The organism is Streptomyces sp. NPDC048419 (assembly GCF_043200415.1).
GTDB lineage: Bacteria > Actinomycetota > Actinomycetes > Streptomycetales > Streptomycetaceae > Streptomyces.
In genome coordinates, this window is record NZ_JBICXT010000001.1 from 841,559 (window position 1) to 866,740 (window position 25,182).

The 25,182-nt window shown below is 69.1% G+C and carries 18 protein-coding genes; 5 read left to right on the forward strand and 13 right to left on the reverse strand.

Annotated elements, in window-relative coordinates; translation table 11 throughout:
- Positions 1 to 51: 51 nt before the first annotated feature.
- Both ACGFYN_RS03620 and ACGFYN_RS03625 read right to left on the reverse strand, forming a co-directional pair.
- Complete coding sequence (locus ACGFYN_RS03620; RefSeq protein WP_393864066.1) at positions 52 to 753, reverse strand: ribonuclease HII; 702 nt, start codon at positions 751 to 753, stop codon at positions 52 to 54.
- Between the two features lie 82 nt (positions 754 to 835).
- Complete coding sequence (locus tag ACGFYN_RS03625) at positions 836 to 1,459, reverse strand: TetR/AcrR family transcriptional regulator (RefSeq protein ID WP_393864067.1); 624 nt, start codon at positions 1,457 to 1,459, stop codon at positions 836 to 838.
- A 189-nt stretch (positions 1,460 to 1,648) separates the two neighbouring features.
- Here ACGFYN_RS03625 and ACGFYN_RS03630 point away from each other — a divergent pair, with 189 nt between their 5' ends.
- Positions 1,649 to 3,196, forward strand: coding sequence for an MFS transporter (locus ACGFYN_RS03630; RefSeq protein WP_393864068.1), 1,548 nt, complete (start codon positions 1,649 to 1,651; stop codon positions 3,194 to 3,196).
- A gap of 299 nt (positions 3,197 to 3,495) precedes the next feature.
- On the opposite strand, the gene ACGFYN_RS03635 is transcribed toward ACGFYN_RS03630, so the two are convergent.
- From ACGFYN_RS03635 to ACGFYN_RS03645, 3 genes are all read right to left on the reverse strand, one after another.
- Positions 3,496 to 4,401 carry an ADP-ribosylglycohydrolase family protein gene (locus tag ACGFYN_RS03635; protein ID WP_393864069.1) on the reverse strand — a complete coding sequence of 302 codons (906 nt, stop codon included), beginning with the start codon at positions 4,399 to 4,401 and terminating at the stop codon, positions 3,496 to 3,498.
- A gap of 12 nt (positions 4,402 to 4,413) precedes the next feature.
- Complete coding sequence (locus tag ACGFYN_RS03640; RefSeq protein ID WP_393864070.1) at positions 4,414 to 5,073, reverse strand: histidine phosphatase family protein; 660 nt, start codon at positions 5,071 to 5,073, stop codon at positions 4,414 to 4,416.
- A 127-nt stretch (positions 5,074 to 5,200) separates the two neighbouring features.
- A complete protein-coding gene (locus tag ACGFYN_RS03645; RefSeq protein ID WP_393864071.1) occupies positions 5,201 to 5,806 on the reverse strand; it encodes a YdbC family protein in 606 nt (201 codons plus the stop codon).
- Between the two features lie 159 nt (positions 5,807 to 5,965).
- Here ACGFYN_RS03645 and ACGFYN_RS03650 point away from each other — a divergent pair, with 159 nt between their 5' ends.
- On the forward strand, positions 5,966 to 6,499 hold the full coding sequence (locus ACGFYN_RS03650) for a TerD family protein (protein WP_393864072.1): 534 nt from the start codon (positions 5,966 to 5,968) through the stop codon (positions 6,497 to 6,499).
- 95 nt (positions 6,500 to 6,594) lie between these two features.
- Here ACGFYN_RS03650 and ACGFYN_RS03655 read toward each other — a convergent pair whose 3' ends face one another.
- Together ACGFYN_RS03655 and nrdR are read right to left on the reverse strand one after the other, a co-directional pair.
- Positions 6,595 to 9,489: a vitamin B12-dependent ribonucleotide reductase gene (locus ACGFYN_RS03655; protein WP_393864073.1), complete on the reverse strand. Its 2,895-nt coding sequence runs from the start codon at positions 9,487 to 9,489 to the stop codon at positions 6,595 to 6,597.
- Positions 9,490 to 9,652: 163 nt separating this feature from the next.
- Positions 9,653 to 10,213 carry a transcriptional regulator NrdR gene (gene nrdR / locus ACGFYN_RS03660; RefSeq protein ID WP_393864074.1) on the reverse strand — a complete coding sequence of 187 codons (561 nt, stop codon included), beginning with the start codon at positions 10,211 to 10,213 and terminating at the stop codon, positions 9,653 to 9,655.
- Positions 10,214 to 10,775: 562 nt separating this feature from the next.
- Here nrdR and lexA point away from each other — a divergent pair.
- Positions 10,776 to 11,555 (forward strand): transcriptional repressor LexA, encoded by a 780-nt coding sequence (lexA, locus tag ACGFYN_RS03665; RefSeq protein ID WP_393864075.1) that lies wholly within the window; start codon positions 10,776 to 10,778, stop codon positions 11,553 to 11,555.
- Between the two features lie 199 nt (positions 11,556 to 11,754).
- Here lexA and ACGFYN_RS03670 read toward each other — a convergent pair whose 3' ends face one another.
- The 4 genes from ACGFYN_RS03670 to ACGFYN_RS03685 form a co-directional block, all read right to left on the reverse strand.
- Complete coding sequence (locus ACGFYN_RS03670) at positions 11,755 to 13,743, reverse strand: ATP-dependent DNA helicase (RefSeq protein WP_393864076.1); 1,989 nt, start codon at positions 13,741 to 13,743, stop codon at positions 11,755 to 11,757.
- Between the two features lie 230 nt (positions 13,744 to 13,973).
- Positions 13,974 to 14,774, reverse strand: a complete 801-nt coding sequence (locus ACGFYN_RS03675; RefSeq protein ID WP_393864077.1) for a GNAT family N-acetyltransferase — start codon at positions 14,772 to 14,774, stop codon at positions 13,974 to 13,976.
- Between the two features lie 138 nt (positions 14,775 to 14,912).
- The gene (locus ACGFYN_RS03680) at positions 14,913 to 16,772 is read right to left on the reverse strand and encodes an IucA/IucC family protein (RefSeq protein ID WP_393864078.1); all 1,860 of its coding nucleotides are present in this window, start codon (positions 16,770 to 16,772) and stop codon (positions 14,913 to 14,915) included.
- 293 nt (positions 16,773 to 17,065) lie between these two features.
- Entirely contained in the window at positions 17,066 to 18,466 is a 1,401-nt protein-coding gene (locus ACGFYN_RS03685) for an aminotransferase class III-fold pyridoxal phosphate-dependent enzyme (protein WP_393864079.1), read from the reverse strand.
- A gap of 807 nt (positions 18,467 to 19,273) precedes the next feature.
- Between ACGFYN_RS03685 and ACGFYN_RS03690 the strand changes: the two genes are divergently transcribed.
- The gene (locus ACGFYN_RS03690; RefSeq protein ID WP_393864080.1) at positions 19,274 to 20,512 is read left to right on the forward strand and encodes a trypsin-like serine peptidase; all 1,239 of its coding nucleotides are present in this window, start codon (positions 19,274 to 19,276) and stop codon (positions 20,510 to 20,512) included.
- Between the two features lie 170 nt (positions 20,513 to 20,682).
- On the forward strand, positions 20,683 to 21,897 hold the full coding sequence (locus ACGFYN_RS03695) for a trypsin-like serine peptidase (protein ID WP_393864081.1): 1,215 nt from the start codon (positions 20,683 to 20,685) through the stop codon (positions 21,895 to 21,897).
- A 57-nt stretch (positions 21,898 to 21,954) separates the two neighbouring features.
- On the opposite strand, the gene hflX is transcribed toward ACGFYN_RS03695, so the two are convergent.
- Both hflX and ACGFYN_RS03705 read right to left on the reverse strand, forming a co-directional pair.
- A complete protein-coding gene (gene hflX, locus ACGFYN_RS03700; protein WP_393864082.1) occupies positions 21,955 to 23,448 on the reverse strand; it encodes a GTPase HflX in 1,494 nt (497 codons plus the stop codon).
- Positions 23,449 to 23,572: 124 nt separating this feature from the next.
- A complete protein-coding gene (locus ACGFYN_RS03705) occupies positions 23,573 to 25,144 on the reverse strand; it encodes a M1 family metallopeptidase (RefSeq protein WP_393864083.1) in 1,572 nt (523 codons plus the stop codon).
- Between the last annotated feature and the right edge of the window lie 38 nt (positions 25,145 to 25,182).

Here is a 25,182-nt window from a genome sequence, read left to right on the forward strand (position 1 = left end):
ACGTTGGTACGGCTCGCGCAGGCGGGTGGCACACAAGTGCGAGCGGAATCGTCAGAAGTCGAAGCCGAGCTGACCCTCGATCTCCGGAACGCCTCCGTCCGCCCAACTGCGGACCTTCTTGAGATGCCGCCACTGGGGCAGCGCATCAAGATACGCCCACGACAACCGGTGGTACGGGGTGGGCCCCCGCTCCGCCAGTGCGGCCTTGTGCACGGGTGACGGATACCCGGCGTTGTCCGCAAAAGCGAAGTCTGCATGGTCGATACCCAGTTCGGCCATCATTTTGTCGCGCTGAACCTTGGCGATCACCGAGGCCGCCGCGACCGACACACACGACTGGTCGCCCTTGATCACCGTACGGACCTGCCAGGGAGTGCCGAGATAGTCGTGCTTCCCGTCGAGGATCACCGCGTCGGGACGGGCCGGCAGAGCCCCCAGGGCGCGCCCGGCCGCCAGACGCAGGGCGGCTGTCATGCCCCGCTCGTCGATCTCCTCCGGAGAGGCGTGCCCCAGTGCGTACGACGTCACCCACGTCTCCAGCTGCACCGCAAGAGCGGTACGGCGCTTGACGGTGAGCAGCTTGGAGTCGGTGAGACCTTCGGGGGGTCGACGCAGACCCGTGACCGCCGCGCAGACGGTGACGGGACCGGCCCAGGCGCCGCGCCCCACCTCGTCGACGCCGGCAATGATCTTCGCTCCGGTCGTGGCGCGAAGTGAGCGCTCGACGGTGTGAGTAGGCGGTTCGTACGGCATGGCGCCCTTAGCCTACGCCCCGTGGATCACCCGGCGACACCCTGGTTTCCGTCAGTCGGGCACCGACCGTCGCGACGCACCCTCAGGCACCGCCCGGCCGCAGCAGCGGAAGCATCAACTGGTCGACCATTTCCTCGAGATCACGATCTCCCCATTCACTCCCGCACATCTTGTTGCGGTACATCATGATGGCCGGGATGGCGTCGTAGACGTAGTCGTTCGCAGCGTCGGAGCGGACCTCGTCCCGCTCAATTCCGCGGGCGATGATCTCGCGGAGCAGCGTGAGCAAGGGCTCCACGATGCCGTCGAAGATCACGGCATGGAAGCGCTCCGCCTGGATCGGGTCGCACTCGTGAATCACGGCGCGAACCGCGAAACCGGGACGGGAGAACATCGCGTCCCGGGCTCCACGGCACAGCGCGAGCAGATCCTCCCGGACACTGCCCGTGTCGGGAGCCTGCTCGAGGCGCGGCAGTCCTGCCTGGAGCGCGTCCGCGACCAGGTCTTCCTTGGACGGCCATCGGCGGTAGACCGCGGCCTTGCCGGTCTGGGCGCCGGCGGCGACGCCCTCCATGGTGAGGCCGTTCCATCCGACCGTACTGAGCTGTTCCAGGGCGGCTTCGAGGATCGCGCGTTCGAGCACGACGCCGCGCCGACGGAGGGAGGCCGCCTGAGCGGGGGCGGCCGTCCAGCGCGAGGTGACCATCTGAGTGTCTCCAGCTGGCATGAGGAGCGGGGATTTGCGGGGATGGGGTGGCGCCGCGCGGCGATGTCGGGGGATACGTCACGCGACACACCAATTTAAGTGAACGCTTGCGTTCTCTATCGGGGACTCACTACCTTTGACGGGTCAGTGAACGCGAGCGTTCACTACCGTATTCGTGGGGGATGCACAGTGACAACCTCTCAATTGATCAAGGAACAGAAGCCAGGTGTGGCTCGCCGGGAAGGGCACCCCGGTATCGCGCTCGCTGTCATCGCGGCCTGCCAACTCATGGTGGTACTCGACGCGACGATTGTGAACATCGCGCTCCCGCACATTCAGAAGGCGCTGGATTTCAGCACCACCGACCTCACCTGGGTCGTCAGCGCCTACACGCTCACTTTCGGCGGCCTGCTGCTGCTGGGCGGCCGGGCCGGTGACATCCTCGGCCGCCGCCGGGTCTTCATGACCGGCATCCTGTTGTTCACCTTCGCCTCCCTGCTCGGCGGACTCGCCCAGGAACCCTGGCAGTTGCTGGCCGCGCGCGTCCTGCAGGGCATGGGTGGCGCGATCGCGTCGCCCACTTCTCTGGCACTCATCACCACGACGTTCCCCGAAGGCCCGGAACGGAACCGGGCGTTCGGCGTCTTCGCCGCCGTCTCCGCGGGCGGTGGCGCGATCGGTCTGCTCGCGGGCGGCATGCTCACCGAGTGGCTCGACTGGCGCTGGGTGCTCTTCGTCAATGTGCCGATCGGTGTACTGATCGCCGTCCTCACGCCGATGTACATCAGCGAGTCGCAGCGGCACAGGGGCCGCTTCGACATCGCGGGCGCCGTGACCTCGACGGTCGGTATGGCCTCCCTCGTCTACGGATTCATCCGCGCTGCGGACAAGGGCTGGCGGGACGGCCTGACGCTTGGCTCCTTCGCCACCGCCGCGGTACTGCTGGTGGCTTTCGCACTCATCGAGTCCCGGGCCAAGGAGCCGATCACCCCGCTGCGGATGTTCGCCGACCGCAACCGCTCGGGCACGTACGTGATCATGCTGACCCTGGCCGCTGCGATGTTCGGCATGTTCTTCTACATCGTGCTCTTCGTGCAGAACGTGCTGGGGTACACGCCGATCCAGGCCGGCCTGGCCTTCCTGCCGGTGACGGTCGTGATCGCCATCGGCGCGGGTCTGTCGCAGCGGTTCCTGCCCGTGCTCGGACCCAAGCCGTTCATGCTCGCCGGCTCGGCTCTGGCTGTGCTCGGCCTGACCTGGCAGACCTTCATCAGCTCCGACAGCACGTATGTCGGCGGGGTGCTCGGTCCGATGCTGGTGTTCGGCTTCGGCATGGGACTCAACTTCGTGACACTGACCGTCACAGCGGTCTCCGGTGTCGCCCAGCACGAGGCCGGCGCTGCCTCCGGACTGCTCAACGCCATGCAGCAGGTGGGCGGTTCGCTCGGTCTGTCCATCCTGACCACGGTGTTCGGCTCGGCCAGCAGGAACGAGGCGGAGAAGCAGCTGCCGAAGTTCCTCACGGGCGGTTCGCCGGAGCAGAAGGCGGAGTTCGCCAAGACGCACCAGCTGCCCGGCACCTGGGGGCACGAGGTGCTCGCCCACGGCATCTCGATGGCCTTCGTCGCCGCCGCGGCCATGGCCGTAATCGCCCTCGCCACGGCGTGGTTCGTGATCCGGGTCCGCAAGAGCGATCTGGAGGCACTCTCCGGTGCGGTTGCCGCGCCGGTCGGCTGATCCGGGCGACACGCCCGCATCGAACCGCGGATGGCCGGACCGGGTCCTGGGGACCGATGGCGAGGACGCCGGTCCGGCCATCCGCACTCGCTCTGCAAGGCGGAGCACGGCGCCGAGCACGATCGGGACCAGAAGCGCTGCCGACACCACCATGAACCGCATGACCGCCCCCGGAACTCTCGTGTGACTCCCACCCGCACCGACTCGTGACACGGTCGATGCTGGAACAACGGGCGGATGGTCACGCAGAGTTCCCGGCAGACACGGAGAGTTTCCAGCGGCGCCTCGGGCCACCGCCGTCAGGCAGCCGCCCGGACCCAGTCGGGCAAGTCCTCGGTCCGCTCCACCCACTCTGCCGGCGGCATCCCCGCTTTCCCCGCGCCGAGCACGCCGCCCACGATGGCGCAGGTCGTGTCCACGTCGCCGCCGACCTGTGCGGTCGTCCAGAACGCCCGCTCGTAGTCGCCGAGAGCTCGCGCGGCCGACCAGAGCGCGAACGGCACGGTGTCATGGGCCGACGTACGCCGTCCGCAGCCCAGGACGGCCGCGACGGTGCCCGCGTCGCCGTAGTCGAGCATGTCCCGTGCGCGCCGCAGGCCCGCGCCGACGGCGCTCTTGGGGATGAGCGCGACGACGCCGTCGAGGAGTGCCTCGGGGCTCGGCGGACCGCTGGGAGCGGCCGCCAGCGCGGTGGCCGCCGCGACCGCCATGGAGCCGACGACGGCTTCACGGTGCTGGTGCGTGGGATAGGCGGAGATCTCCGCCTGGTGGGTCGCCTGCTCCGGGTCGTCCGCGTACCAGGCGCCGAGGGGAGCGATCCGCATCGCCGCGCCGTTGCCCCACGACCCCTGTCCGTTGAAGAGCGCCGCGGCCAGCTCGCGCCAGTCGCCGCCCTCCCGGACCAGTCGCAGCAGGCGGTTGACCGCGGGACCGTATCCCCGGTCGAAGTCGTGGTGCTCGGCGAAGGAGTGCGCCAGGGCGTCCTGGTCGATGCGGCGGTGGGCGGTCAGGACGGCGACCACGGAACAGGCCATCTCCGTGTCGTCCGTCCACTGCCAGGGCCCGGGCGGCAGTTCGCACCGCTTGAGCAGCGGGAGGTTGGCCGGGACGAAGAACTGCGAGCCCAGCGCATCCCCCACCGCGAGTCCACGCAGGCTGGCCAGGGCGCGGTCCAGGCGCCCGTCGGGAGAGGAATCAGGGGTCATCGCTTCGCCACTCTATCCGGTGATCCCGTACGGTTCCGGATCCCGCCAGCGCTCGAAAGGCCGGTCAAGCGTGTACTTGCCGTCCTCCCCGAGAACGAGCATCCGCATCTCCGCGTTGCCGGGGTTCGACAGCGACTCGAATTCCGCGACCGTCCAGTGGAACCAGCGCATGCAGAACAGCCGCATGGCGAGGCCATGGGTCACCAGCAGCACGTTCGACGGGGGGTCCTGGGCCTCGAAGCTCCGGAACAGGCTCTCCAGAAAGCCGCCCACACGGTCGTAGACGTCGGCGCCGGACTCCCCCTGGGCGAAGCGGTAGAAGAAGTGACCGTAAGCGTCCCTGTAGGCCTTCTGGAGCCGTACGTCGTCGCCGTCCTGCCAGTTGCCCCAGTCCTGCTCGCGCAGCCGGGGCTCCTCGCGCACACGTATCAGCTCGGGGTCGAGGTGGAAGGCGCGCAGGGTCTCGTGCGTACGGCGGTAGGGCGACACGTACACGCTGACGCGCTCACGTCCGAAGACATCCCGCAGTTGCTTGCCGGTCTCCTCGGCCTGTCGCCATCCGCGCTCGGTCAGTGCCAGAGCGTGATCGGGCTCGCGTTCGTAGACGGTGTCATCAACATTGCCCGTTGACTCTCCGTGCCGGACAAGGACGATGCGCCGTGGTCTTGCCATGCCAGAACCCTAGATCGGGTGACGGCTGATCGAGCACTCGTACGGGCTCCATACGGCGTAGGTCACACATTTCCTGCACCACAGGCCACGGCGGGGCGCACGAACAACGTGCCGGTGCGTCCAGTTCTCAAACTATCCAGGTCGGTTCGAGCTGGACGATGTCGCCCGCGAGTGCCGCGACGTCCGCCTCCGTCTGGGCCCGCAGTGCCAGCCGCTCCACGCGCTCCGCGCGGTACTTGCCGTGTTCGGCGGAGGAGCGCCACATCGACAGGATCATGAACTCATGTCCCGGCGCCTCACCGAACAGCCCGCGGATCATGCCCGGCGAACCGGCCATGGCGGGGTTCCACACCTTCTCCTGCATCAGTGTGAAGTGCTCGGCGCGGTCCTCGTGAACCCGGCAGTGGGCGACCCGCACCAGGTCGGCGTCCGTGAAGCGTGGTTCGAAGCCGGTCTTCACGTCGAAGCGGTAGTCGAAGAGCTTGACCTGGGCGTCCTTGAACGTGCCCACCTGGGCGGACGCCAGCCGGTCATGGGAGCGGGCCATGAAGGAGTCGTAGAAGGCACGGCTCTCCCAGAAGGCGAAAACGTGCGCCACACCTGTCCGTCCCCGGCTCCAGCCACCGCCCTGTCCCCGAAACCCCGGCTCCCCCAGAAGCCCCGCCCACTTTCGCTGCCCCCGCTCGAAGCCGCGGCGGTCCACCACGGTGCAGCGAATCCACTTGACCAGCACCGCGCCATGGTAAGGCCACGGAGCGTGGCGTCGGTCACGCTCCGGCGGACAGCACTGAGGTCCATGGCTCCGCATGCGTGGCAGGATGGACAACCGGCCTTGTCCGCCCCGCAGTTCAGGGCGGATGCAGCGCATGGGGAACGGGGAAGGGGAAGTTTGGTGAACGGCCTCAACAAAGCGATCCGCAAGGCCGAAGTCGCACTGAAATGGGACCCGAGTCCGACGGGAGAACCTCCCACCGATCTCGACATCATCGCCGCCACCTATCTGGCGAGCGATCCATACGGCGAGCCCGTCTACGCGGTGCACTTCGACAGCCGGTCCCCCGACGGCACCATCTACCTCAACCGGGACAGCAAGGACGGCAAGGGCTTCGGCTGGGACGAGGTCATGACCCTCGAACTCGACCGGCTGGACGGCCGGTACGCGCGCGTGGTGGTCGGAGTCATCATCCAGCAGCGCGCGGCGCAGCGGACCTTCGTCGGGGTGCGCAACCCGGGCCTGCGGATCCGCGAGGGTTACACCGTCCTGGCCGAGGACGACTTCGGCAGCGTCCTCGGTGCGACCGCGGCGACGATCGGCGAGTTCGTACGCGACGAGTCCGGCGGTTGGCAGTTCCGCCCCGGCATCCACGGCTTCGAGGACGACCCGGCGACGTTCACCAGGGTCATGGGCCGGGCGCACCAGTCCTGACGAGTGCAGTACGCGGAGGAGGGGCGCCGGCGCGTGGCCGGCGCCCCTCCTCTTTCAGGGACTACCTGTCGGACGGGGCGTCACCCCGCCCGGTATCAGCTGCAGCCGCTCGTCGAGCCGCAGCCCTCGCAGATGTAGCAGGAACCGGCCCGCTGCATCTTCGTACCGCAGGAGAAGCAGAGCGGGGCGTCGGCCTGGATGCCCAGCTGCATCTCCACCAGCTCGGCGCTGGTGTGCGCCTGCTGCGGGGCGGGCTTGGCCGCCTCGACCTCGGCACGCGGCGTGGCCACGGCCTTCAGCTCCTGGGCGCGCGGCGCCGACTGGGCCAGGCCCTCGACGTCGACCTCGTCGTCGGCCGACTCGTACGAACCGGTCTCCAGGTGACGCTGGCGCTCGTCGGCGGAGTGGATGCCGAGCGCGGAGCGCGTCTCGAAGGGCAGGAAGTCCAGCGCCAGGCGGCGGAAGATGTAGTCGACGATCGACTGCGCCATCCGCACGTCCGGGTCGTCGGTCATGCCCGCCGGCTCGAAGCGCATGTTGGTGAACTTCGAGACGTACGTCTCCAGGGGCACGCCGTACTGCAGACCGACGGAGACCGCGATGGAGAAGGCGTCCATCATGCCCGCGAGAGTCGAGCCCTGCTTGGACATCTTCAGGAAGACCTCGCCGAGACCGTCGTCCGGGTAGGAGTTGGCGGTCATGTAGCCCTCGGCGCCGCCGACCGTGAAGGACGTCGTGATGCCGGGACGGCCCTTCGGGAGGCGCTTGCGGACCGGGCGGTACTCGATGACCTTCTCGACCGTCTCACGGATGGCCGCCTCGGCCTTCTCCGTGATCTCGGTCTTCTCCTTCTCCTTGGTCTTGGCGGAGAGGGGCTGGCCGACCTTGCAGTTGTCGCGGTAGATGGCGAGCGCCTTGACGCCCAGCTTCCAGGCCTCGAAGTAGATCTCCTCGACCTCCTCGACGGTCGCCGACTCCGGCATGTTGACCGTCTTGGAGATGGCGCCGGAGATCCACGGCTGGATCGCGGCCATCATGCGGACGTGGCCCATCGGGGAGATGGCTCGCTCGCCCATGGCGCAGTCGAAGACCTCGTAGTGCTCGTGCCGGAGGCCGGGGGCGTCGATCACATTGCCGTTCTCGGCGATGTGGGCGACGACCGCCTCGATCTGCTCCTCCTGGTAGCCCAGGCGGCGCAGGGCCTGCGGGACGGTGCCGTTGACGATCTGCATCGAGCCGCCGCCGACGAGCTTCTTGAACTTGACCAGGGCGAGGTCGGGCTCGACACCGGTGGTGTCGCAGGACATCGCGAGACCGATGGTGCCGGTCGGGGCGAGCACGGACGCCTGGGAGTTACGGAAACCGTTCTTCTCGCCGAGGCGCACCACGTCCTGCCAGGCCTCGGTCGCCGCGGCCCACACCGGGGTGTCGAGGTCGTCCATGCGGACGGCCACGCCGTTGGCGTCGGAGTGCTGCTTCATGACGCGGTTGTGGGCGCTCGCGTTGCGCGCGTACCCGTCGTACGGGCCGACGACCGCGGCGAGTTCGGCGGAGCGCTTGTACGCGGTGCCGGTCATCAGGGAAGTGATGGCACCGGCGAGGGCGCGGCCGCCGTCGGAGTCGTAGGCGTGGCCGGTGGCCATCAGCAGGGCGCCGAGGTTGGCGTAGCCGATGCCGAGCTGGCGGAACGCGCGCGTGTTCTCGCCGATCTTCTGGGTCGGGAAGTCCGCGAAGCAGATGGAGATGTCCATCGCGGTGATGACGAGCTCGACGACCTTGGCGAAGCGCTCGACCTCGAAGGACTGGTGGCCCTTGCTGTCGTCCTTCAGGAACTTCATCAGGTTCAGCGAGGCGAGGTTGCAGGACGTGTTGTCCAGGTGCATGTACTCGCTGCAGGGGTTCGAGCCGTTGATACGGCCGGACTCCGGGCAGGTGTGCCAGTGGTTGATGACGTCGTCGTACTGGATGCCGGGGTCGGCGCAGGCCCAGGCGGCCTCGGCCATCTTGCGGAACAGCCCCTTGGCGTCGACCTCGTCGATGACCTCGCCGGTCATCCGCGCGCGGAGGGCGAACTTGCCGCTCTGCTCGACCGCGTGCATGAACTCGTCGTTCACGCGGACCGAGTTGTTGGCGTTCTGGTACTGGACGGACGTGATGTCGTCGCCGCCCAGGTCCATGTCGAAGCCCGCGTCACGCAGGGCGCGGATCTTCTCCTCCTCCTTCACCTTGGTCTCGATGAACCCGTCGATGTCCGGGTGGTCGACGTCGAGGATGACCATCTTGGCGGCGCGGCGGGTGGCACCACCGGACTTGATGGTGCCGGCGGAGGCGTCGGCGCCGCGCATGAAGGAGACCGGACCGGAGGCGTTGCCACCGGAGGAGAGCAGCTCCCGGGAGGAGCGGATGCGGGAGAGGTTCAGGCCGGCGCCGGAGCCGCCCTTGAAGATCATGCCCTCTTCCTTGTACCAGTCGAGGATCGACTCCATGGAGTCGTCGACGGACAGGATGAAGCAGGCGGAGACCTGTTGGGGCTGCTTGGTGCCGACGTTGAACCAGACGGGGCTGTTGAAGCTGAAGATCTGGTGCAGGAGGGCGTAGGCCAGCTCGTGCTCGAAGATCTCGGCGTCGGCGGGCGAGGCGAAGTACTTGTTGTCCTCGCCGGCCTTGCGGTACGTCTTCACGATGCGGTCGATCAGCTGCCTGAGGCTGGTCTCGCGCTGCGGGGTGTCGACAGCACCGCGGAAGTACTTGCTGGTGACGATGTTGACCGCGTTCACCGACCAGAAGTCGGGGAACTCGACGCCGCGCTGCTCGAAGTTGATCGAGCCGTCGCGCCAGTTGGTCATGACGACGTCACGGCTCTCCCAGGCCACCTCGTCATACGGGTGCACGCCGGGAGTCGTGTGGATGCGCTCGATACGCAGTCCCTTGGCCGCTTTGCCGCCCTTGGCTCGGGAACTCCGTGCCGGACCGCTCGCCGTCTCTGTCATGCCGCCTCCCTGTAGGGGCTAAAACGCCCTGAAGTGCCCCGTTGTTCCCGTGGCACGGTGTTGTGACTGGTGTTGCGGGCAGCTCGCGCTGCCCTCCGCAACAGGTCTTCGGTCGCCGCCTGGCGGCCGGTTACGGGACCTCGGCCCGGTTCCGGCCCGCCCTTCAGTCGGCGGCGTGGGCGGGCTCGGGGACTTCGACAGTCCCTCCGCGCCCGCGAACGTCTTCCTGGTTCCCTGCGACGGCGTCCTCGCGGTCTTCGTCGTCCGCGGCGGCGGGTCGCGTCCCCTCCCTGAGTTCCGCGATGGCCGCCTCGAAGTCGTCGAGCGAGTCGAACGCCCGGTAGACGGAGGCGAATCGCAGATACGCGACGAGGTCGAGCTCCTGCAACGGGCCGAGTATGGCCAGTCCCACGTCGTGGGTGGTCAGCTCGGCACTTCCCGTGGCCCGCACCGCCTCCTCGACCCGCTGGCCGAGCTGGGCGAGCGCGTCCTCGGTGACAGGCCGTCCCTGGCATGCCTTGCGCACGCCGTTGATGACCTTCGTACGACTGAACGGCTCGGTGACCCCGGACCGCTTGACCACCATGAGCGAACACGTCTCCACGGTCGTGAAACGACGAGAGCACTCCGGACACTGGCGGCGCCTGCGGATCGACGTGCCGTCGTCGGTCGTACGACTGTCGACGACCCGGCTGTCGGGGTGCCTGCAGAAGGGGCAGTGCATAACTCCCAACCCTCCTCACAGCAGACTCAATAGCCTCGCCGGGCCTCACGGGCCCCTCGAAGCAGCCCTAAGCATAGGCGATCTCTCGGAGCCTGAAGACCCGGGGGAACACAACTTCTGGGCTGCTGAAGAAATCCAACCACTAGATGTGGTGTTGGGCCAGCCATACACGCCACGCGCGCGTGTCGCGCACGTATTGGCATGTGCCACGCGCCGGCGGTGGCACACCGGATCCGCAGGTGCACGGGCGTACCGTTCCGGCACATGCGGAGATACCGTGGGCGCCGCAGGGAGAGGACGTGGGGCTCCCGCAGAGATGGGAGTCCGCCTCCTGTTGACGGAATGCCTGATGGCAGACTGGGCAGGAACCCACGAGGCCAGCACCTCGGCGGTGAAGAGTACAACAATGGGCCCTTTTGCCCGCCAGGCGCCGCGTTAGCTATACACCCAGACACATGATCAAGTCAGGCTATCCACGGTTTTTCACTCGAACGTGTGTTTGGCGCAACCTTTCGAAACCAACTACCGTTGTCCAGCAGGGAGACCATCGAGAGGGGCCGACGTGACCACCACCGCAGACAGTGCCACCATCACTGCCCAGGACCGCTCCCAGGGCCGACTCGAGCCGGTGCATGCGATGAACGAAGCCGTGAACCCTGAGGGGCCCAAGCGCTCCCTGCCGGGACGACCTCCAGGCATCCGGGCGGACAGCTCCGGGCTCACCGACCGACAGCGCCGGGTGATCGAGGTCATCAGGGATTCCGTGCAGCGGCGCGGCTACCCGCCGTCGATGCGGGAGATCGGCCAGGCGGTGGGTCTGTCCAGCACCTCCTCGGTCGCTCACCAGCTGATGGCACTGGAGCGCAAGGGCTTCCTGCGGCGTGACCCGCACCGCCCACGCGCGTACGAGGTGCGCGGTTCCGACCAGGGCACGTCAGTACAGCCCACCGACACCGCCGGCAAACCCGCCGCGTCGTACGTCCCGCTGGTCGGCCGTATCGCCGCCGGTGGCCCGATCCTCGCCGAGGAGTCGGTCGAGGACGTCTTCCCTCTCCCCCGCCAACTGGTCGGTGACGGCGAGCTGTTCGTGCTGAAGGTCGTCGGCGACTCGATGATCGAGGCCGCGATCTGCGACGGCGACTGGGTCACGGTCCGCCGCCAGCCCGTCGCTGAGAACGGCGACATCGTCGCGGCCATGCTCGACGGCGAAGCCACCGTCAAGCGCTTCAAGCGCGAGGACGGCCACGTCTGGCTCCTCCCGCACAACGCTGCGTACGAGCCGATCCCCGGCGACGACGCGACCATCCTCGGCAAGGTGGTGGCAGTGCTGCGCCGTGTTTGACGGCTGCAGCGGGCGCTGCCTACGGGCCGCCCTCTGATCCGGGCCCCGGGACCCCTGCGCCGGTTCCGGGGCCCTGTGCTGTCCGGAGCCGTGTGGCAGGTGCCGCGGATGCGTGGCGCCTGAACGACATGGCCCCAGTGACTGCCGGTGATCGACCAGGGGTTAGCCTGACGCGGCGCCGCGTCAGGCTAACCCCTGGTCACTCCGCTTCTGTCTGCTCCTCCGCCTTCTTCGCCACGGCGTCGATCGCCGCCAGCGACCTGCGGACCTGGTTACGGTCCGTGGTGTACCAGAAGTCCGGCAGTGAAGCCTTGAGATAGCTGCCGTACCTGGCCGTGGCCAGACGCTGATCCAGCACGGCGACCACGCCGCGATCCCCCGACGCCCGTACGAGGCGGCCGGCGCCCTGAGCCATGAGCAGCGCCGCGTGCGTGGCTGCGACGGCCATGAAACCGTTGCCTCCCGCGTCCTCCACCGCCTTCTGGCGGGCGCTCATCAACGGGTCGTCCGGACGCGGGAACGGGATCTTGTCCATGACCACCAACTGGCAGCTGGGGCCCGGAACGTCGACGCCCTGCCAGAGCGACAGCGTGCCGAAGAGGCAGGTCTTCGGATCGGCGGCGAAATTCTTGATCAGCTCGCCGAGCGTCTCCTCGCCCTGAAGGAGGATCGGGAACTCCGGGATGCGGGAACGCAGCTCTTCGGCGGCGAGTTGGGCGCCCCGCATGGAGGAGAAGAGTCCGAGAGTGCGGCCGCCCGCCGCCTGGACCAGCTCCGACAGCTCGTCCATCATGTCCGCGCGGTCGCCGTCGCGCGCGGGGCGGGACAGATGCTTGGCCACGTAGAGGATGCCCTGCTTGGGGTAGTCGAAGGGCGAGCCGACGTCGACGCCCTTCCACTGCGGAAGGTCCTCGCCCTCCGTGCCCTCCGGCGAGAGCCCCAGCGAGGCTCCGACACCGTTGAAGTCGCCGCCCAGCTTCAGCGTCGCTGAGGTCAGCACGACGGAGCGGTCCGCGAAGAGCTTCTCCCTCAGCAGTCCAGACACGGACATGGGCGCGACACGCAGGGAGGCGCCGAAGCGGTCATGGCGCTCGTACCAGACGACGTCCCACTCGGAGCCGTTCGTGATCCGCTCCGCCACGTCGTGCACCGACTCCACGGAGGCCAGCGCCTGCTTGCGCACCGCGTCCTCGTCCTGGACGGACTTGTCTCGGGTCGCGCCGATCCCGGAGATCACCGTGCGGCAGGCGTCGCGGAGCGCCATGAGCGCGTACCCGAGGTCCTCCGGGATCTCCTCCAGGCGGCCGGGCAGGGCCAGCTCCATCAGCCGCTCGAAGCCCTCGGCGGCGGTCTGCAGCTGGTCGGCCGCCTTCTCGTTGACCAGCTTCGCCGCGCGGCGCACCGCGCGGTTGACCTGGCCGGGCGTGAGTTCGCCCGTGGCCACTCCCGTGACGCGTGAGACCAGCTCGTGCGCCTCGTCCACGATCAGCACCTCGTGCTGCGGGAGGACCGGGGCGCCTTCGATGGCGTCGATCGCGAGCAGCGCGTGGTTGGTGACGACGACCTCGGCGAGCTTGGCGCGCTCGCGGGCCATCTCGGCGAAGCACTCGGCGCCGTACGCGCATTTCGTGGCGCCCAGGCACTCTCGCGAGGAGACCGACACCTGCGCCCAGGCGCGGTCGGACACTCCGGGCGTGAGGTTGTCACGGTCCCCGGTCTCCGTCTCGTCCGACCAGTCACGCAGCCGCAGTAGGTCCTGACCCAGCTTGCTGGTGGGCGCGGCCGCCTCGAACTGGTCGAAAAGCCCCTCTTCCTCGTCCTGCGGCACGCCCTCGTGCAACCTGTGCAGGCAGAGGTAGTTCGACCGGCCCTTCAGCATCGCGAACTCCGGGCGGCGGCGCAGCAAGGGGTGCAGCGCCTCGACGGTGCGCGGCAGGTCCCGCTCGACCAGCTGGCGCTGCAGAGCGAGGGTGGCTGTCGCCACGACGACGCGTTCTCCGTGCGCGAGCGCGGGCACGAGGTAGCCCAGCGACTTTCCGGTGCCGGTGCCGGCCTGGACCAGCAGATGGGAGCTGTCGTCGATGGCCTCCGCAACGGCTTCGGCCATGGTCACCTGGCCGGGGCGCTCCGTACCGCCGACGGCAGTGACGGCAGCATGCAGGAGTTCGGAGAGTGAGGGCTTCGTCATAGCTCGACCACCCTACGGCCCGGCACTGACAAAGGGGCGATCAAGGCGGGGACCAGGGGCGGGATCAAGACCGGGTGCTCCTCGGTGCGGGTCGGGGCGGACCGCTCGGTGCGGTCGCCTGCCAAGAACGTCGGTGCGATGAGAGCGGCTCGTTGTCGACGGGTTCCAGATCGATGGGAACCGGATCGGCGTGAGCGGTGTACCAAAAGTGACGATGCAGCTGCACGACGTCACAGCAGATTGCGCAGGGACCGGTCCCGGATCATGAGTGCGGCCCGCTTGGCGGGCAGGTCGACCTCGGCGGAGAACCGGAAGCCGGCGCTCAGAAAGGCAGCGACGGAGGGGGTGTTGCGAAGGTCGGGTTCCGCGATGACGCGTGCGCAGGCAGGGCGCTTGTTCAGCGCGAGGTCGGCGACGGATCTGAGAAGGGTGCTGCCGAGCTTGCGGCCACGGTCGGCGACTTCACCGATGAGGAGGTGGATTCCGGTGTCATGAGGTCGAAGGGGAAAGTGGCGCGCCACCGGGTCGAGGTCCGCCCGGTAGATCTCCCAGTAGCTCATCGGCGTGCCCTCCAGTACCCCGAGGCACGGAATGCTGCGTCCGTCCCCGGATAGCTGGGCTCTCAGATGGCTCTCGGTCACGGCGCGAGGGCCGGCCAACTCCCAGAACTCGGCGACGGCGGGGTCGTTCATCCAGCGGTCGATGAGCGGTAGATCCCGCTCGATCTGCACGGGGACGAGCTGGAACACGCCCGCAGGTGTGACGGCCGGGCCCCAGTCGGCGACATGGTCGAGGAGGTCGTCGGCCGTGGCGACGAAGGCCGGAGTGGCCATGGGCGCGCGGCTGCTTGCCTCGCCGGTGTCGGCTTCCGCCGCGAAGAGCGCGATCAGCTCGTCGGGCAGACGCAGGTCCAGCGTGTCCTCGCCGTCCGTGCCCTCGGCGGCACTGCTCTCAGCGGTACCGGGGCTCGTATCGGCGCCGGTGTCGGTGGCGGCGGTAGCTGCGTGGGCGGTGGCGTCGGTGGGAGGCACGGCGACGCTCCTCTCAGAAGTCGGGGTGGGGCATGTTCCTCAGAGCGGAGGGGAGTTGGCGATGGCCGGCGGGGGCTGGCGAGGGTCGGCGGAGGGTGGTGATGACCGGCAGTGGCTGTCAGGAGTGGGTCCGGGCTGTCAGACGTGGAGGGGGTTGGCGATGGTGACGTAGACGGACTGGGTGTCGACCGGGCCGACGAGTTCGTCCAGGCCGTGCAACCGGGTCAGCAGGTTGGCCTTGCAGCGCAGCACGGGTGAGTCGAGCAGGTGGGCCGGGAGTGAGGTGCACAGTCGGGCAGGGCCGGAGGCGACATCGCCGAGAAAGCGGCGGAAGGCGGCGAGCAGCAGTCGCTCGTCGGCGAGGCGTTGCGAGCCGAAGGCACCGATGAGGCCGAGCACGTTGTTGATGGCCAGGTAGTAGGCGAAGCGCTCGTCTGTGACCTCGTCGGAGACGAAGGTGTCGCTCTGCTCACCGATACCGGGCAGCCGGGCGTCGAGCTCCGTGCGCCGGGACTCACGGAAGTAGTAGCCCTGGTTGTCGCGGTAGCGGCCACCCGTCGGCCAGCCGTCGGAGTCCAGCAGAAGCAGGGTGTTCTGCTGATGCGCCTCCAAGGCGATCCCCGCCTCCGCGTCCAGCCACAACACGGGACGGACGACCTGCTCGAGGTAGCGCAGAAACCACTCGGCGGCCACGGCGCCACGAGGCCGGGCCGTGCGGTCCGCGAGACGGGTGACGACGGTGGCCAGGCGGGAACGCAGGATTGACGGCTCGGTGTCCGGGATGGGTGCCGACCTCGGGCCGGGCGCCGACCCCGGGCGGGATGTGGAGCCTGCGCGGGATGTGGAGCCTGCGAGGTCGCTCGGCCAGGCCTGCGGCCTGGGCGTGACGAGCCCGGCGACGCAGGAGACGTCGTCGGAGCGGCTGAAGGGGTTGTGCCGGATCATCACGTCGAGGCCAGGCACGGGGGTGCCGTCCGGGGCGTCGACCGCGAGCCAGGCCGGGTCGCGGACGATGTCGAACCCCGGGTGCGCGGCCTGCCACTGCCGGGACAGACCGCTGCGCAGCAGTCGGTGGACCTCGACGCCCCGATGCAGTTCCTTGCGGAGGTTCTCGCGACGGGAGTTGGTGATCCGCAGGCCCAGCGACAGTTTCAGCATGGCGGGGGCGCCGGTCCGGTGGACGGTGCGTACGGAGGAGGTGGGGTGCCAGGGGGAGCCGGCCGTACCGAGGTCGCGGAGCAACCCGGCATCGATCAACGCCGCGACCTCCGGGCGTTGCCGGACCTCGCGGAGCTGCCACGGATGCATGGGGAGCGCTGCGTAGCCGTAGGGCAGGGGCAGTTCGGTTTCGGCGAGCAGCGCGGTGAGCTGAGGTGCGGGGACGGCGCGGCCGCGCTCGGTCCAGGCGGAGTCGGCGGCGAGAAGGGAGGGTGCGACAGCCAGCCAGTGGAGAGGGAAGGAGCCGCGCAACTCCGGTGAATACAGGGACGCTTCGGCCTCGGAGAGACCTTCTCGGCTCTTTGCCGTCGGGTGCAGCGGGTGTCCGAGCACGAGTGCCTGCTCGGCGGAGAGGAAGAGGTCTGCCCCGTCGGACGGGTGCGCGCGACGCTCAGTGATGAAGGTGGCGGTACGGCGGAGGGAGTCGACGACGCGAGAGACCAGGTCAGGGACGGTCGTGGCATCCGTGCCGGATGTCTCGCGGGCGAGCAGGGCGGCGATGGTGGCCGCGTCGGCCGGTGAGGACGATCCGGGGGCGCCGTCGAAGTACGGGCGGCCGAAGCGGTGCCAGCCCGCTGGGGACCAGTGGTGAACCGGGACCAGCAGCGTCGTGCCGCTGGCGGGGAGGGGGATGCGGAGCGTGCCGTCGGCGGGGGCCGGGAGATCGGTCTCTCGTACCCAGCAGCGCAGCAGGTTCTCGGTGGTCGCGGCGTCGGCTGCGGTGATTGGGTCGGGGTGTTCGAGGGGGTCGGGAGCGAGGCGATGGAAGCGGTCGGTCATCGGGGGCTTTCGCTGTCCGGGGACCCCGTCCGCCTCCCGAGACCCGTCCTCCCGAGACCCGTCGTCCAGAGAACCGTCCTGCTCCGGTGGACTGAGGCGTGGTGCTCCCGGCACCTCGTTGGGGGACGGTCCGTCGGCGGAGTCGGCCCCCGGCTGGTGGGCGTCGGCGCCAGGTGTGCGGATCGTGTTCAAAGCGGTCCTCGTGGGTGGTTCCGGGTCATGCTCGGCGGCGGGCCCTGGGGTACGGCGCATGGACGGCGACGTCGCGCTGGGCGTACGGCTGCGGGCGTGCATCAACTGCCGCGCCGAACCGCCCTCTTGGTGCGGTCTTTCTGGTGCCGGGGTCCAGAGCCGGCTTCGTGCGATCGGCGGGGTCCAGTGGGTCCACCGGCGTGGGCACGCGCCACTGTCTGGACGGCGTCGGCCAGGCGGTCGAGTACCGCGGTCGCCTGTTCGTCGCTGATCGTCAGAGGTGGGAGCAGCCGTACGACACTGGCGTGAGGTCCACCGAGCTCGACGATCAGGCCGCGGCGCAGGCTCTCCCGCTGGACGGCGGCCGCAATGCGGGGAGCGGGCAGGTGAGGGGGGTCGGCAGACGGTGCCGGTGCCGCCGGACCGAGTCCGTCGTGGGCCGCGTCGTCCGTCCTGACCGCAAGATCCTCACCGCCCTCCGCTTCCGCGCACTCCATGAACTCGATGCCGATCATCAGCCCCCTCCCCCGTACGTCCCCCACGCAGGGAAACTCTGGCCGCAGCGCACGGAGTTGATCGAGCATGCGGGCGCCAAGGGTGGCTGCCCGGGCGGCGAGTTGGTTTTCGCGGACGTAGGTCAAGGTGGCCGTGCCCGCTGCCATGGCGAGCTGGTTGCCGCGGAACGTGCCTGCGGGGGCTCCGGATTGCCCGGCGTCGAGGTCATCGCGGTAGACCAGCACGGCGAGTGGGAGGCTGCCGCCGATGGCTCTGGAGAGCACCATGACGTCGGGGGTGACGCCGCTGTGCTGCACCGCCCAGAAGGCGCCGGTGCGTCCGACGCCTGTCTGCACCTCGTCGACGATCAGCGGAATGGAACGGGCGGTGGTGATCTCCCGCATCCGCCGCATCCAGGCGTCCGGGGCGGGGATCACGCCGTTTTCGCCCTGGACCGGTTCGAGGATCACTCCGGCGGGGCGCGGCCCGCCCGGCTCGGGGTCTTCGAGGGCGAACTCGATCAACGGTGAGGCGAGTTCGGAGCCCTGAGGGTCGCCGACACCAACGGGGCGGCGATGATCCCGGGGGTAGGACAGTTGGGCGACCTGGACGTCGTTGGTCTCACCGGGCAACGCCGCCGCTTCGGCGGTCACGCCGTGGTGGGCGGCGGAAAAGGTAAGTACGCCGGTGCGGCCGGTCGCGGCGCGTACCAGCCGGAACGCGGCCTCCACCGCGTCCGTCTCCCCCGGCCCGCAGAACTGCACGCGCGCGTGACCGGCGAGCCCGGCCGGCAGAGAGCGGAACAGCTCGGTGACGAAGGCGTCCTGGACGGGGGTAGCGAGGTCGAACGCCTGCAGGGGCACGCCCGAGTCCAGGACCCTGCGGATCGCCTCCAGCACGACGGGGTGGTTGTGGCCGAGGGCGAGCGCTCCGGCGCCGGAGAGACAGTCGAGGTAGCGGCGGCCGTCGGCGCCCTCGATGGTCATCCCCCGTGCTCGTACGGGCACGATCGGCAGGGCACGTGCGTAAGTCCGGGCGGCCGATTCGCGTGCCGACTGACGCCGGAGTGTTCCCTCGTACGCGGTTCGTGCGTGCGCGGTTCGTGCCGGCCCGGAAGCACCGCCGGCGGCCCGGCCCCTCGCGCTCACGCCGGTCGCACGGCCCCCGAGGGCCCCCTCCGACGCACTCCCCTCACACGCAGGCTCGGCCACGGCTTCCAGTCCTCCCGCCCACACAGGAACAGGGGACCGCCCACGGACAGCAGACCCCCCACCGCTACCAACACCCCACGGCCCACCGGGTTACGGGCTACTTCAAGATCCTTGACGCACGCCGCGTCCTCTCGACCCTTCCTTCACTCCCCAGCGCCTCCCCGCGCCTCTCTGCCCCGCCTCTCTGCCCCGCCCCTCTGCCTCGCCCCTCTGCCCCGCCCGTCTGTGCCGCCCCTCTGTCCCGCCCCTCTGTCCCGGCCATCCGTCTCAGCCCTCCGTCCCGACCCTCCGTCTCCACCTTCCATCCGGACCCTCCGCCTCGCCGCTCACCTTCCGCCTCCACCTCGCTCCCCCCACCTCGCCCCCCACCTCGCCCCTCCGCCTCCGCCTCCGCCTCCTCGGAGTCACCCCCGAGAGCCACCTCGGACGAACCCCAACTAGCCGCCTTTCAGGACGAATTAGCTGATCAGGCACTCCGTAGCGAAACCGTTGCCGTTCCGTCGGCGCTCACCCACAGCGAGCGCATAGTGTGTGGAGCCGTTGTCAGACAGGCCGGACAGGCCGGACAAGCTCAGTTCGTTCATCTCAGGGGGAGTTCAGACCATGCGATCCATACGGCCGTCGTTCCACGTCCGGCGAGACAGGAGTACGCGCCGCAGGACCTCCCCCGTTCTCGCCGCCGTGGTCCTCACTTCGGCGCTGGCGCTCACCGCCACCGCCTGCAACTCGGGGGACGACAAGGCCGACGGCCAGACGGCCGCATCCGCATCCGCCACCGACACCTCGAGCACCGGTGACGGCAAGATCAAGATCCCGGACGACATCAGGAACAAGCTCAAAGAGCACGGGATCGACATCGACAAGTGGAAGCACGGGGCCTGGAAGAACTGGGACAAGGACGACTGGCTGCGCGAGGCCGACGACTTCGTCAACCCGATCATCAAGGGTCTGTGGGACCCGGACCGGATGCGGGGCGCCAACGACCCGGACAAGAGCGTCGACGACAACGACCTCTCCGGTGACCAGGGGGTGACCGACCGGACGCCGGCGCCGGTGGACGCGAAGGCCGTGGCGCCTACGTACCACGCCAACGCGGCGACGTCCGGCAAGGTGTTCTTCGACTCCCCCGAAGGGACGATGGTCTGCTCGGCAACGGTCGTGGAGGATCCGGCCCACCCCGGCAAGTCGAACCTCGTCTGGACCGCGGGCCACTGTGTGCACGCCGGTAAGAAGGGCGGCTGGTACCGCAACATCGCGTTCGTGCCGTCGTACAACGACGCGGGCAGGAGCACGGCCCAGCTGCAGAAGGCGACCAGGGCGGAGGTCGCTCCCTACGGCGTCTACTGGGCCGACTGGGCCCAGACCTCGCAGCAGTGGATCGAGCAGGGCGGTGAGACGGGCGGCGACGGTGCGCCGTACGACTACGCCGTCATCCATGTGACGCCGGAGAAGGGCGGTAACGGCAAGTCGCTGGAGGAGACGGTCGGTTCGGCGCTTCCTGTGAACTTCAACGCGCCGGCCGTGCCGAAGGTTCCCAGCATCACCGCGACCGGCTACCCCGCCGCCCCGCCGTACGACGGCCAGAAGCTGTACCAGTGCACCGACAAGCCGGGACGGCTGTCGATCAACACCTCGGCCCCGACGATGTACCGCATCGGCTGCACCATGACCGGCGGTTCCTCCGGCGGCGGCTGGGTCGCCACCGGTTCGGACGGCAAGCCCGCGCTGGTGTCCAACACCTCGATCGGCCCGGTGACCTCGGGCTGGCTGGCCGGACCACGACTGGGTGACGTGGCCAAGGGTGTGTACGACTCTGTAAGCAAGAAGTTCGCCGGGCAGTGACCGACCGGTAGGCACCGACGGGGGCGGGCCCCTCACAGAAACCTTCACCGTCCCGTCCCCGTTCGCCCTCAACTCCACGGGCATAGTGGGGTGTCGCTTCCCAGGGACAGGCTCGACGCAGAACTGGCAAGCACATGACATGTATACGTTTCGACGGGGGTTACCGCACCATGCGTTCCACACGTACGCCCGCAGCGTCATCACGCGGCCGGCGGACCCATCGCACCGCACTCGCCGCCACCGGCCTCGTCGCCGCGCTCGCGCTGACCGCGACCGCGTGCAACGGCTCGGACGACAACTCGGGCAACAAGCCCAACGCCACCATCACCGCCTCGGCGAGCGGCGGCAACGGCAAGCTCAAGGTGCCGTCCGACATCGCGAGCAAGCTCAAGGACCACGGCATCGACGTCGACCAGTGGGCCAAGGGCGGCTGGAAGAACTGGGACAAGGACAAGTGGCTCAGCGCGGCCAAGGACTTCGTCAACCCGGTGATCGAAGGACTGTGGAAGCCGGAGCGGATGCAGTCCGCGAAAGAGGCCAACAAGACGCTCTCGACCAAGGACGCGTCCGCCGACCAGGGCATCAGTGACCCTGAACCGGCGCCGATCCAGGCCCTCGCCGAGAAGACGCCGTACCACCAGCACGCGGCCCCGGTCGGCAAGGTCTTCTTCGACGGTCCCGAGGGTTCCATGGTCTGCTCGGGCACGGTGATCAAGGACGTCAACCACCCGGGCAAGTCGAACCTGGTGTGGACGGCGGGCCACTGCGTGCACGCCGGCGCGAACGGCGGCTGGTACCGCAACATCGCCTTCGTCCCCGCCTACAACGACCTCGGGAAGTCGGAGTCGCAGCTGCGTAGCGCCGACGCCTCCCAGGTCGCTCCGTACGGCCAGTGGTGGGCGGACTGGGCCTCGACCTCCAACCAGTGGATCAAGGGCGGTTCGGAGACGGGCGGCGCGGGTGCCGCGTACGACTACGCCGTGCTGCACGTGAAGCCGGAGCAGGGCTCCAAGTCGCTGGAAGAGACCGTGGGCGCGGCTCTCCCAGTGGACTTCTCCGCACCGGCGCCGCGGACGGTGTCGAGCATGGGCGCCTGGGGCTACCCGGCGGCGCCGCCGTTCAACGGCCTGAAGATGTTCAGGTGCATCGACCGGCCCGGCCGGCTCTCGCTGAGCGCCTCGCTGCCGACGATGTACCGCATCGGCTGCACCATGACCGGCGGTTCGTCCGGCGGCGGCTGGTTCCGCGTGGTGAACGGCAGGACCGAGCTGGTGTCCAACACCTCCATCGGCCCGTCCAACAACACCTGGCTCGCGGGCCCGCAGCTCGGCAGGGGCGCCGAGGCGCTCTACGAGAACATGAGCAAGACGTACGGCGGTCAGTGACGCCGGAATGCTGAAGGCCCGCCCCCTGTCGCAGGGGGCGGGCCTTCGTGCTGTGGATCAGACGGCCGGAACGGGCACGTACGGCTGGAGTTCCGCGGCCAGTTCCTCGTGCACCCGCGCCTTGAGCAGGGTGCCCTCCGGGGTGTGCTCCTCGGAGATCACCTCGCCCTCGTCGTGGGCGCGTGCCACCAGCTTGCCGTGGGTGTACGGCACCAGGGCCTCGATCTCGACGGACGGCCGGGGCAGTTCGTTGTCGATCAGCGCGAGCAGTTCGGCGATGCCACGGCCGGTGCGGGCCGAGACGGCGATGGAACGCTTCTCGATCCGCAGGAGCCGCTGAAGGGTCAGCGGGTCGGCGGCGTCCGCCTTGTTGATCACGACGATCTCGGGCACGTCGGTGGCGCCGACGTCCCTGACCACCTCGCGCACGGCGGCCAGCTGCTCCTCCGGGTCCGGGTGCGATCCGTCCACCACGTGCAGGATCAGGTCGGACTCGCCGACCTCCTCCATGGTGGAGCGGAACGCCTCGACCAGGTGGTGCGGCAGGTGCCGGACGAAGCCGACCGTGTCCGCCAGCGTGTACAGCCGGCCGCTGGGCGTCTCCGCGCGGCGGACAGTCGGGTCCAGGGTCGCGAACAGCGCGTTCTCGACCAGGACGCCGGCGCCTGTGAGGCGGTTGAGCAGCGACGACTTGCCCGCGTTGGTGTAGCCCGCGATGGCGACCGAGGGCACCCTGTGGCGCTTGCGCTCCTGGCGCTTGATCTCGCGGCCGGTCTTCATGTCCGCGATCTCCCGGCGCATCTTCGCCATCTTCTCGCGGATCCGTCGCCGGTCGGTCTCGATCTTGGTCTCACCGGGACCACGGGTGGCGAGGCCGCCGCCCTTGCCGCCGCCCATCTGACGGGACAGCGACTGACCCCAGCCTCGCAGCCTCGGCAGCATGTACTGCATCTGCGCGAGCGCGACCTGCGCCTTGCCCTCTCGGGACTTGGCGTGCTGGGCGAAGATGTCGAGGATCAGGGCCGTACGGTCGATGACCTTGACCTTGACGACGTCCTCGAGGTGGATGAGCTGGCCAGGGCTGAGCTCACCGTCGCAGATGACGGTGTCCGCGCCCGATTCGAGAACGATGTCCCGCAGCTCGTTGGCCTTGCCGGAACCGATGTACGTGGCGGCGTCCGGCTTGTCACGGCGCTGGATCACGCCGTCGAGCACGAGCGCGCCCGCGGTCTCCGCGAGGGCGGCGAGCTCCGCGAGGGAGTTCTCCGCGTCCCGCACCGTTCCCGAGGTCCAGACACCGACGAGCACGACCCGCTCCAGGCGGAGCTGCCGGTACTCGACCTCGGTGACGTCCTCGAGCTCGGTGGACAGGCCCACGACACGGCGCAGGGCCGCGCGCTCGGAGCGGTCGAACTGATCGCCGTCCCGGTCTTCGTCGATCTCGTGGCTCCAGGCGACGTCCTCTTCCATCAGGGCATCGGCCCGAAGACCTTCGGCGTAGTTGTGCGCGAAGCGCTCAGTGTCCTGGGAAGGGGATGAAGAGGAGGTCATTGGATCCTTACGTCGATGGGGATTGCGTCAGTAATCACAACGTAGGAGTACCCCGGGAGATTCCCGCGACCCCGCGTCGTGGACCTGACGATGGTCGCACGGTACGGCCCGTCTCGTCATCGCCTTATTGCGCGGCCTTGCCCGACCGTCCCTTGCCGCCCTTGGCGTCGGGCGCGTCCGACTTCCAGTCCGGGTGGCCGGGCATCGGCGGGGTCTTCTCGCCGTAGAGCCACGCCTTGAAGAAGCCGCTCAGGTCGCGTCCGGAGATCCGGGAGGCGAGGCGCTCGTAGTCGGCGGTGTCGGCCGTCCCGTCCCGGTGGAGGCTCACCCAGCTCCGTTCCAGCTGCTCGAAGGCGGGGCGGCCGATCTCCTGGCGCAGGGCGTAGAGGGCGAGGGCTGCGCCGTCGTACACGTTCGGCCGGAAGATGCTGATCTTCTGGCCGGGCTCAGGTCCCTTGGGGGCGGCCGGCGGGCCACCGGCCGCGCGCCAGCCGTCGGAGGCGGCGTAGGCGGCCTTCATGCGCTTCTCCATGGGCTTGCCGGCCTTCTCCTCGGCGTACAGGGCCTCGTACCACGTGGCGTGCCCTTCGTTGAGCCACAGGTCGGACCAGGTACGGGGGCTGACGCTGTCGCCGAACCACTGGTGGGAGAGCTCGTGCACCATGATCGACTCGACGTACCAGGCGGGATAGGTGTTCCCGGCGAAGAGCTCCTTCTCGAAGAGGGAGAGGGTCTGCGTCTCGAGTTCGAAGCCGGTGGAGGCGTCCGCCATGAGGATGCCGTACGTCTCGAAGGGATAGCGGCCGACCTTGCTCTCCATCCAGGCGATCTGGCCGGGTGTCTTGGCGAGCCAGGGTTCGAGTTCCTTGCGGTCCGCGGTGCGCACGACGTCGCGTACGGGCATGCCGTGCGGTCCGGTGCGGTGCAGCACGCTGGAGCGGCCGATGGACACCTGGGCGAGCTCGGTGGCCATGGGGTGCCGGGTGCGATACGTCCACGTGGTCGTCTTGCCGGTCTTCTCCCGGTCGACCGGCAGACCGTTGGCCACGGCCGTGTAGCCGTTGGGGGCGGTGATCCGGAAGGTGAACAGCGCCTTGTCCGAGGGGATGTCGTTGCACGGGAACACCAGGTGCCCGGCGTCGGCCTGGTTGGCCATGGCGAGGCCGTCCGAGGTCTGCACCCAGCCGCCGTCCTGGCCCTTCGCGGGCACCGGGTCGCTGGTGTGCCGCACGGTGATGCGCGTCCAGCTGCCCGCGGGCAGCACCTTGTCCGGTGTGACGACGAGGTCCTCGCCCGCGCCGGCGAAGGTGGCCGGCTCGCCGTCGACCCGGACCGACTCGACCTTGCCGTGGGCGAAGTCGAGGTTGAAGTGGTCCAGCGCCGCAGTCGTCCTGGCGTTGATCGTGGTGACCGCCTGCAGCGGCTTGCTGTTGCTGCCGGGATAGGTGAAAGAGAGGTCGTACGACTGCACGTCGTATCCCGGGTTGCCCAGGTACGGGAAGAGGCGGTCGCCGACGCCCACAGGGGTGGCGGGTGTGCCCGCGGCGAGGAGGCAGACGGAGACGGCGGAGGCGAGCAGCGCGGTCGCCTTCAGACGGCGACGGCCGCGGAGCTGGAGGCGGAAGCGGGAGGGGGCGCCGGGCCGGAAGCCGTGGGAGGGGGTGTCCGGGGTCTGTGAGCGAGGGGTGAGCAGCATGGATCACCGCTATCAGCGCGTACGCCCCGGACGGCGGC

Coding starts and splice junctions, on each gene's coding strand:
- ACGFYN_RS03635 (WP_393864069.1), bottom strand. CDS start 4,401: ATGACCCCTGATTCCTCTCCCGACGGGCGCCTGGACCGCGCCCTGGCC.
- ACGFYN_RS03690 (WP_393864080.1), top strand. CDS start 19,274: ATGCGATCCATACGGCCGTCGTTCCACGTCCGGCGAGACAGGAGTACG.
- nrdR (WP_393864074.1), bottom strand. CDS start 10,213: ATGCACTGCCCCTTCTGCAGGCACCCCGACAGCCGGGTCGTCGACAGT.
- ACGFYN_RS03655 (WP_393864073.1), bottom strand. CDS start 9,489: ATGACAGAGACGGCGAGCGGTCCGGCACGGAGTTCCCGAGCCAAGGGC.
- ACGFYN_RS03625 (WP_393864067.1), bottom strand. CDS start 1,459: ATGGTCACCTCGCGCTGGACGGCCGCCCCCGCTCAGGCGGCCTCCCTC.
- ACGFYN_RS03620 (WP_393864066.1), bottom strand. CDS start 753: ATGCCGTACGAACCGCCTACTCACACCGTCGAGCGCTCACTTCGCGCC.
- ACGFYN_RS03695 (WP_393864081.1), top strand. CDS start 20,683: ATGCGTTCCACACGTACGCCCGCAGCGTCATCACGCGGCCGGCGGACC.
- ACGFYN_RS03670 (WP_393864076.1), bottom strand. CDS start 13,743: ATGACGAAGCCCTCACTCTCCGAACTCCTGCATGCTGCCGTCACTGCC.
- hflX (WP_393864082.1), bottom strand. CDS start 23,448: ATGACCTCCTCTTCATCCCCTTCCCAGGACACTGAGCGCTTCGCGCAC.
- ACGFYN_RS03680 (WP_393864078.1), bottom strand. CDS start 16,772: ATGACCGACCGCTTCCATCGCCTCGCTCCCGACCCCCTCGAACACCCC.
- ACGFYN_RS03640 (WP_393864070.1), bottom strand. CDS start 5,073: ATGGCAAGACCACGGCGCATCGTCCTTGTCCGGCACGGAGAGTCAACG.
- ACGFYN_RS03705 (WP_393864083.1), bottom strand. CDS start 25,144: ATGCTGCTCACCCCTCGCTCACAGACCCCGGACACCCCCTCCCACGGC.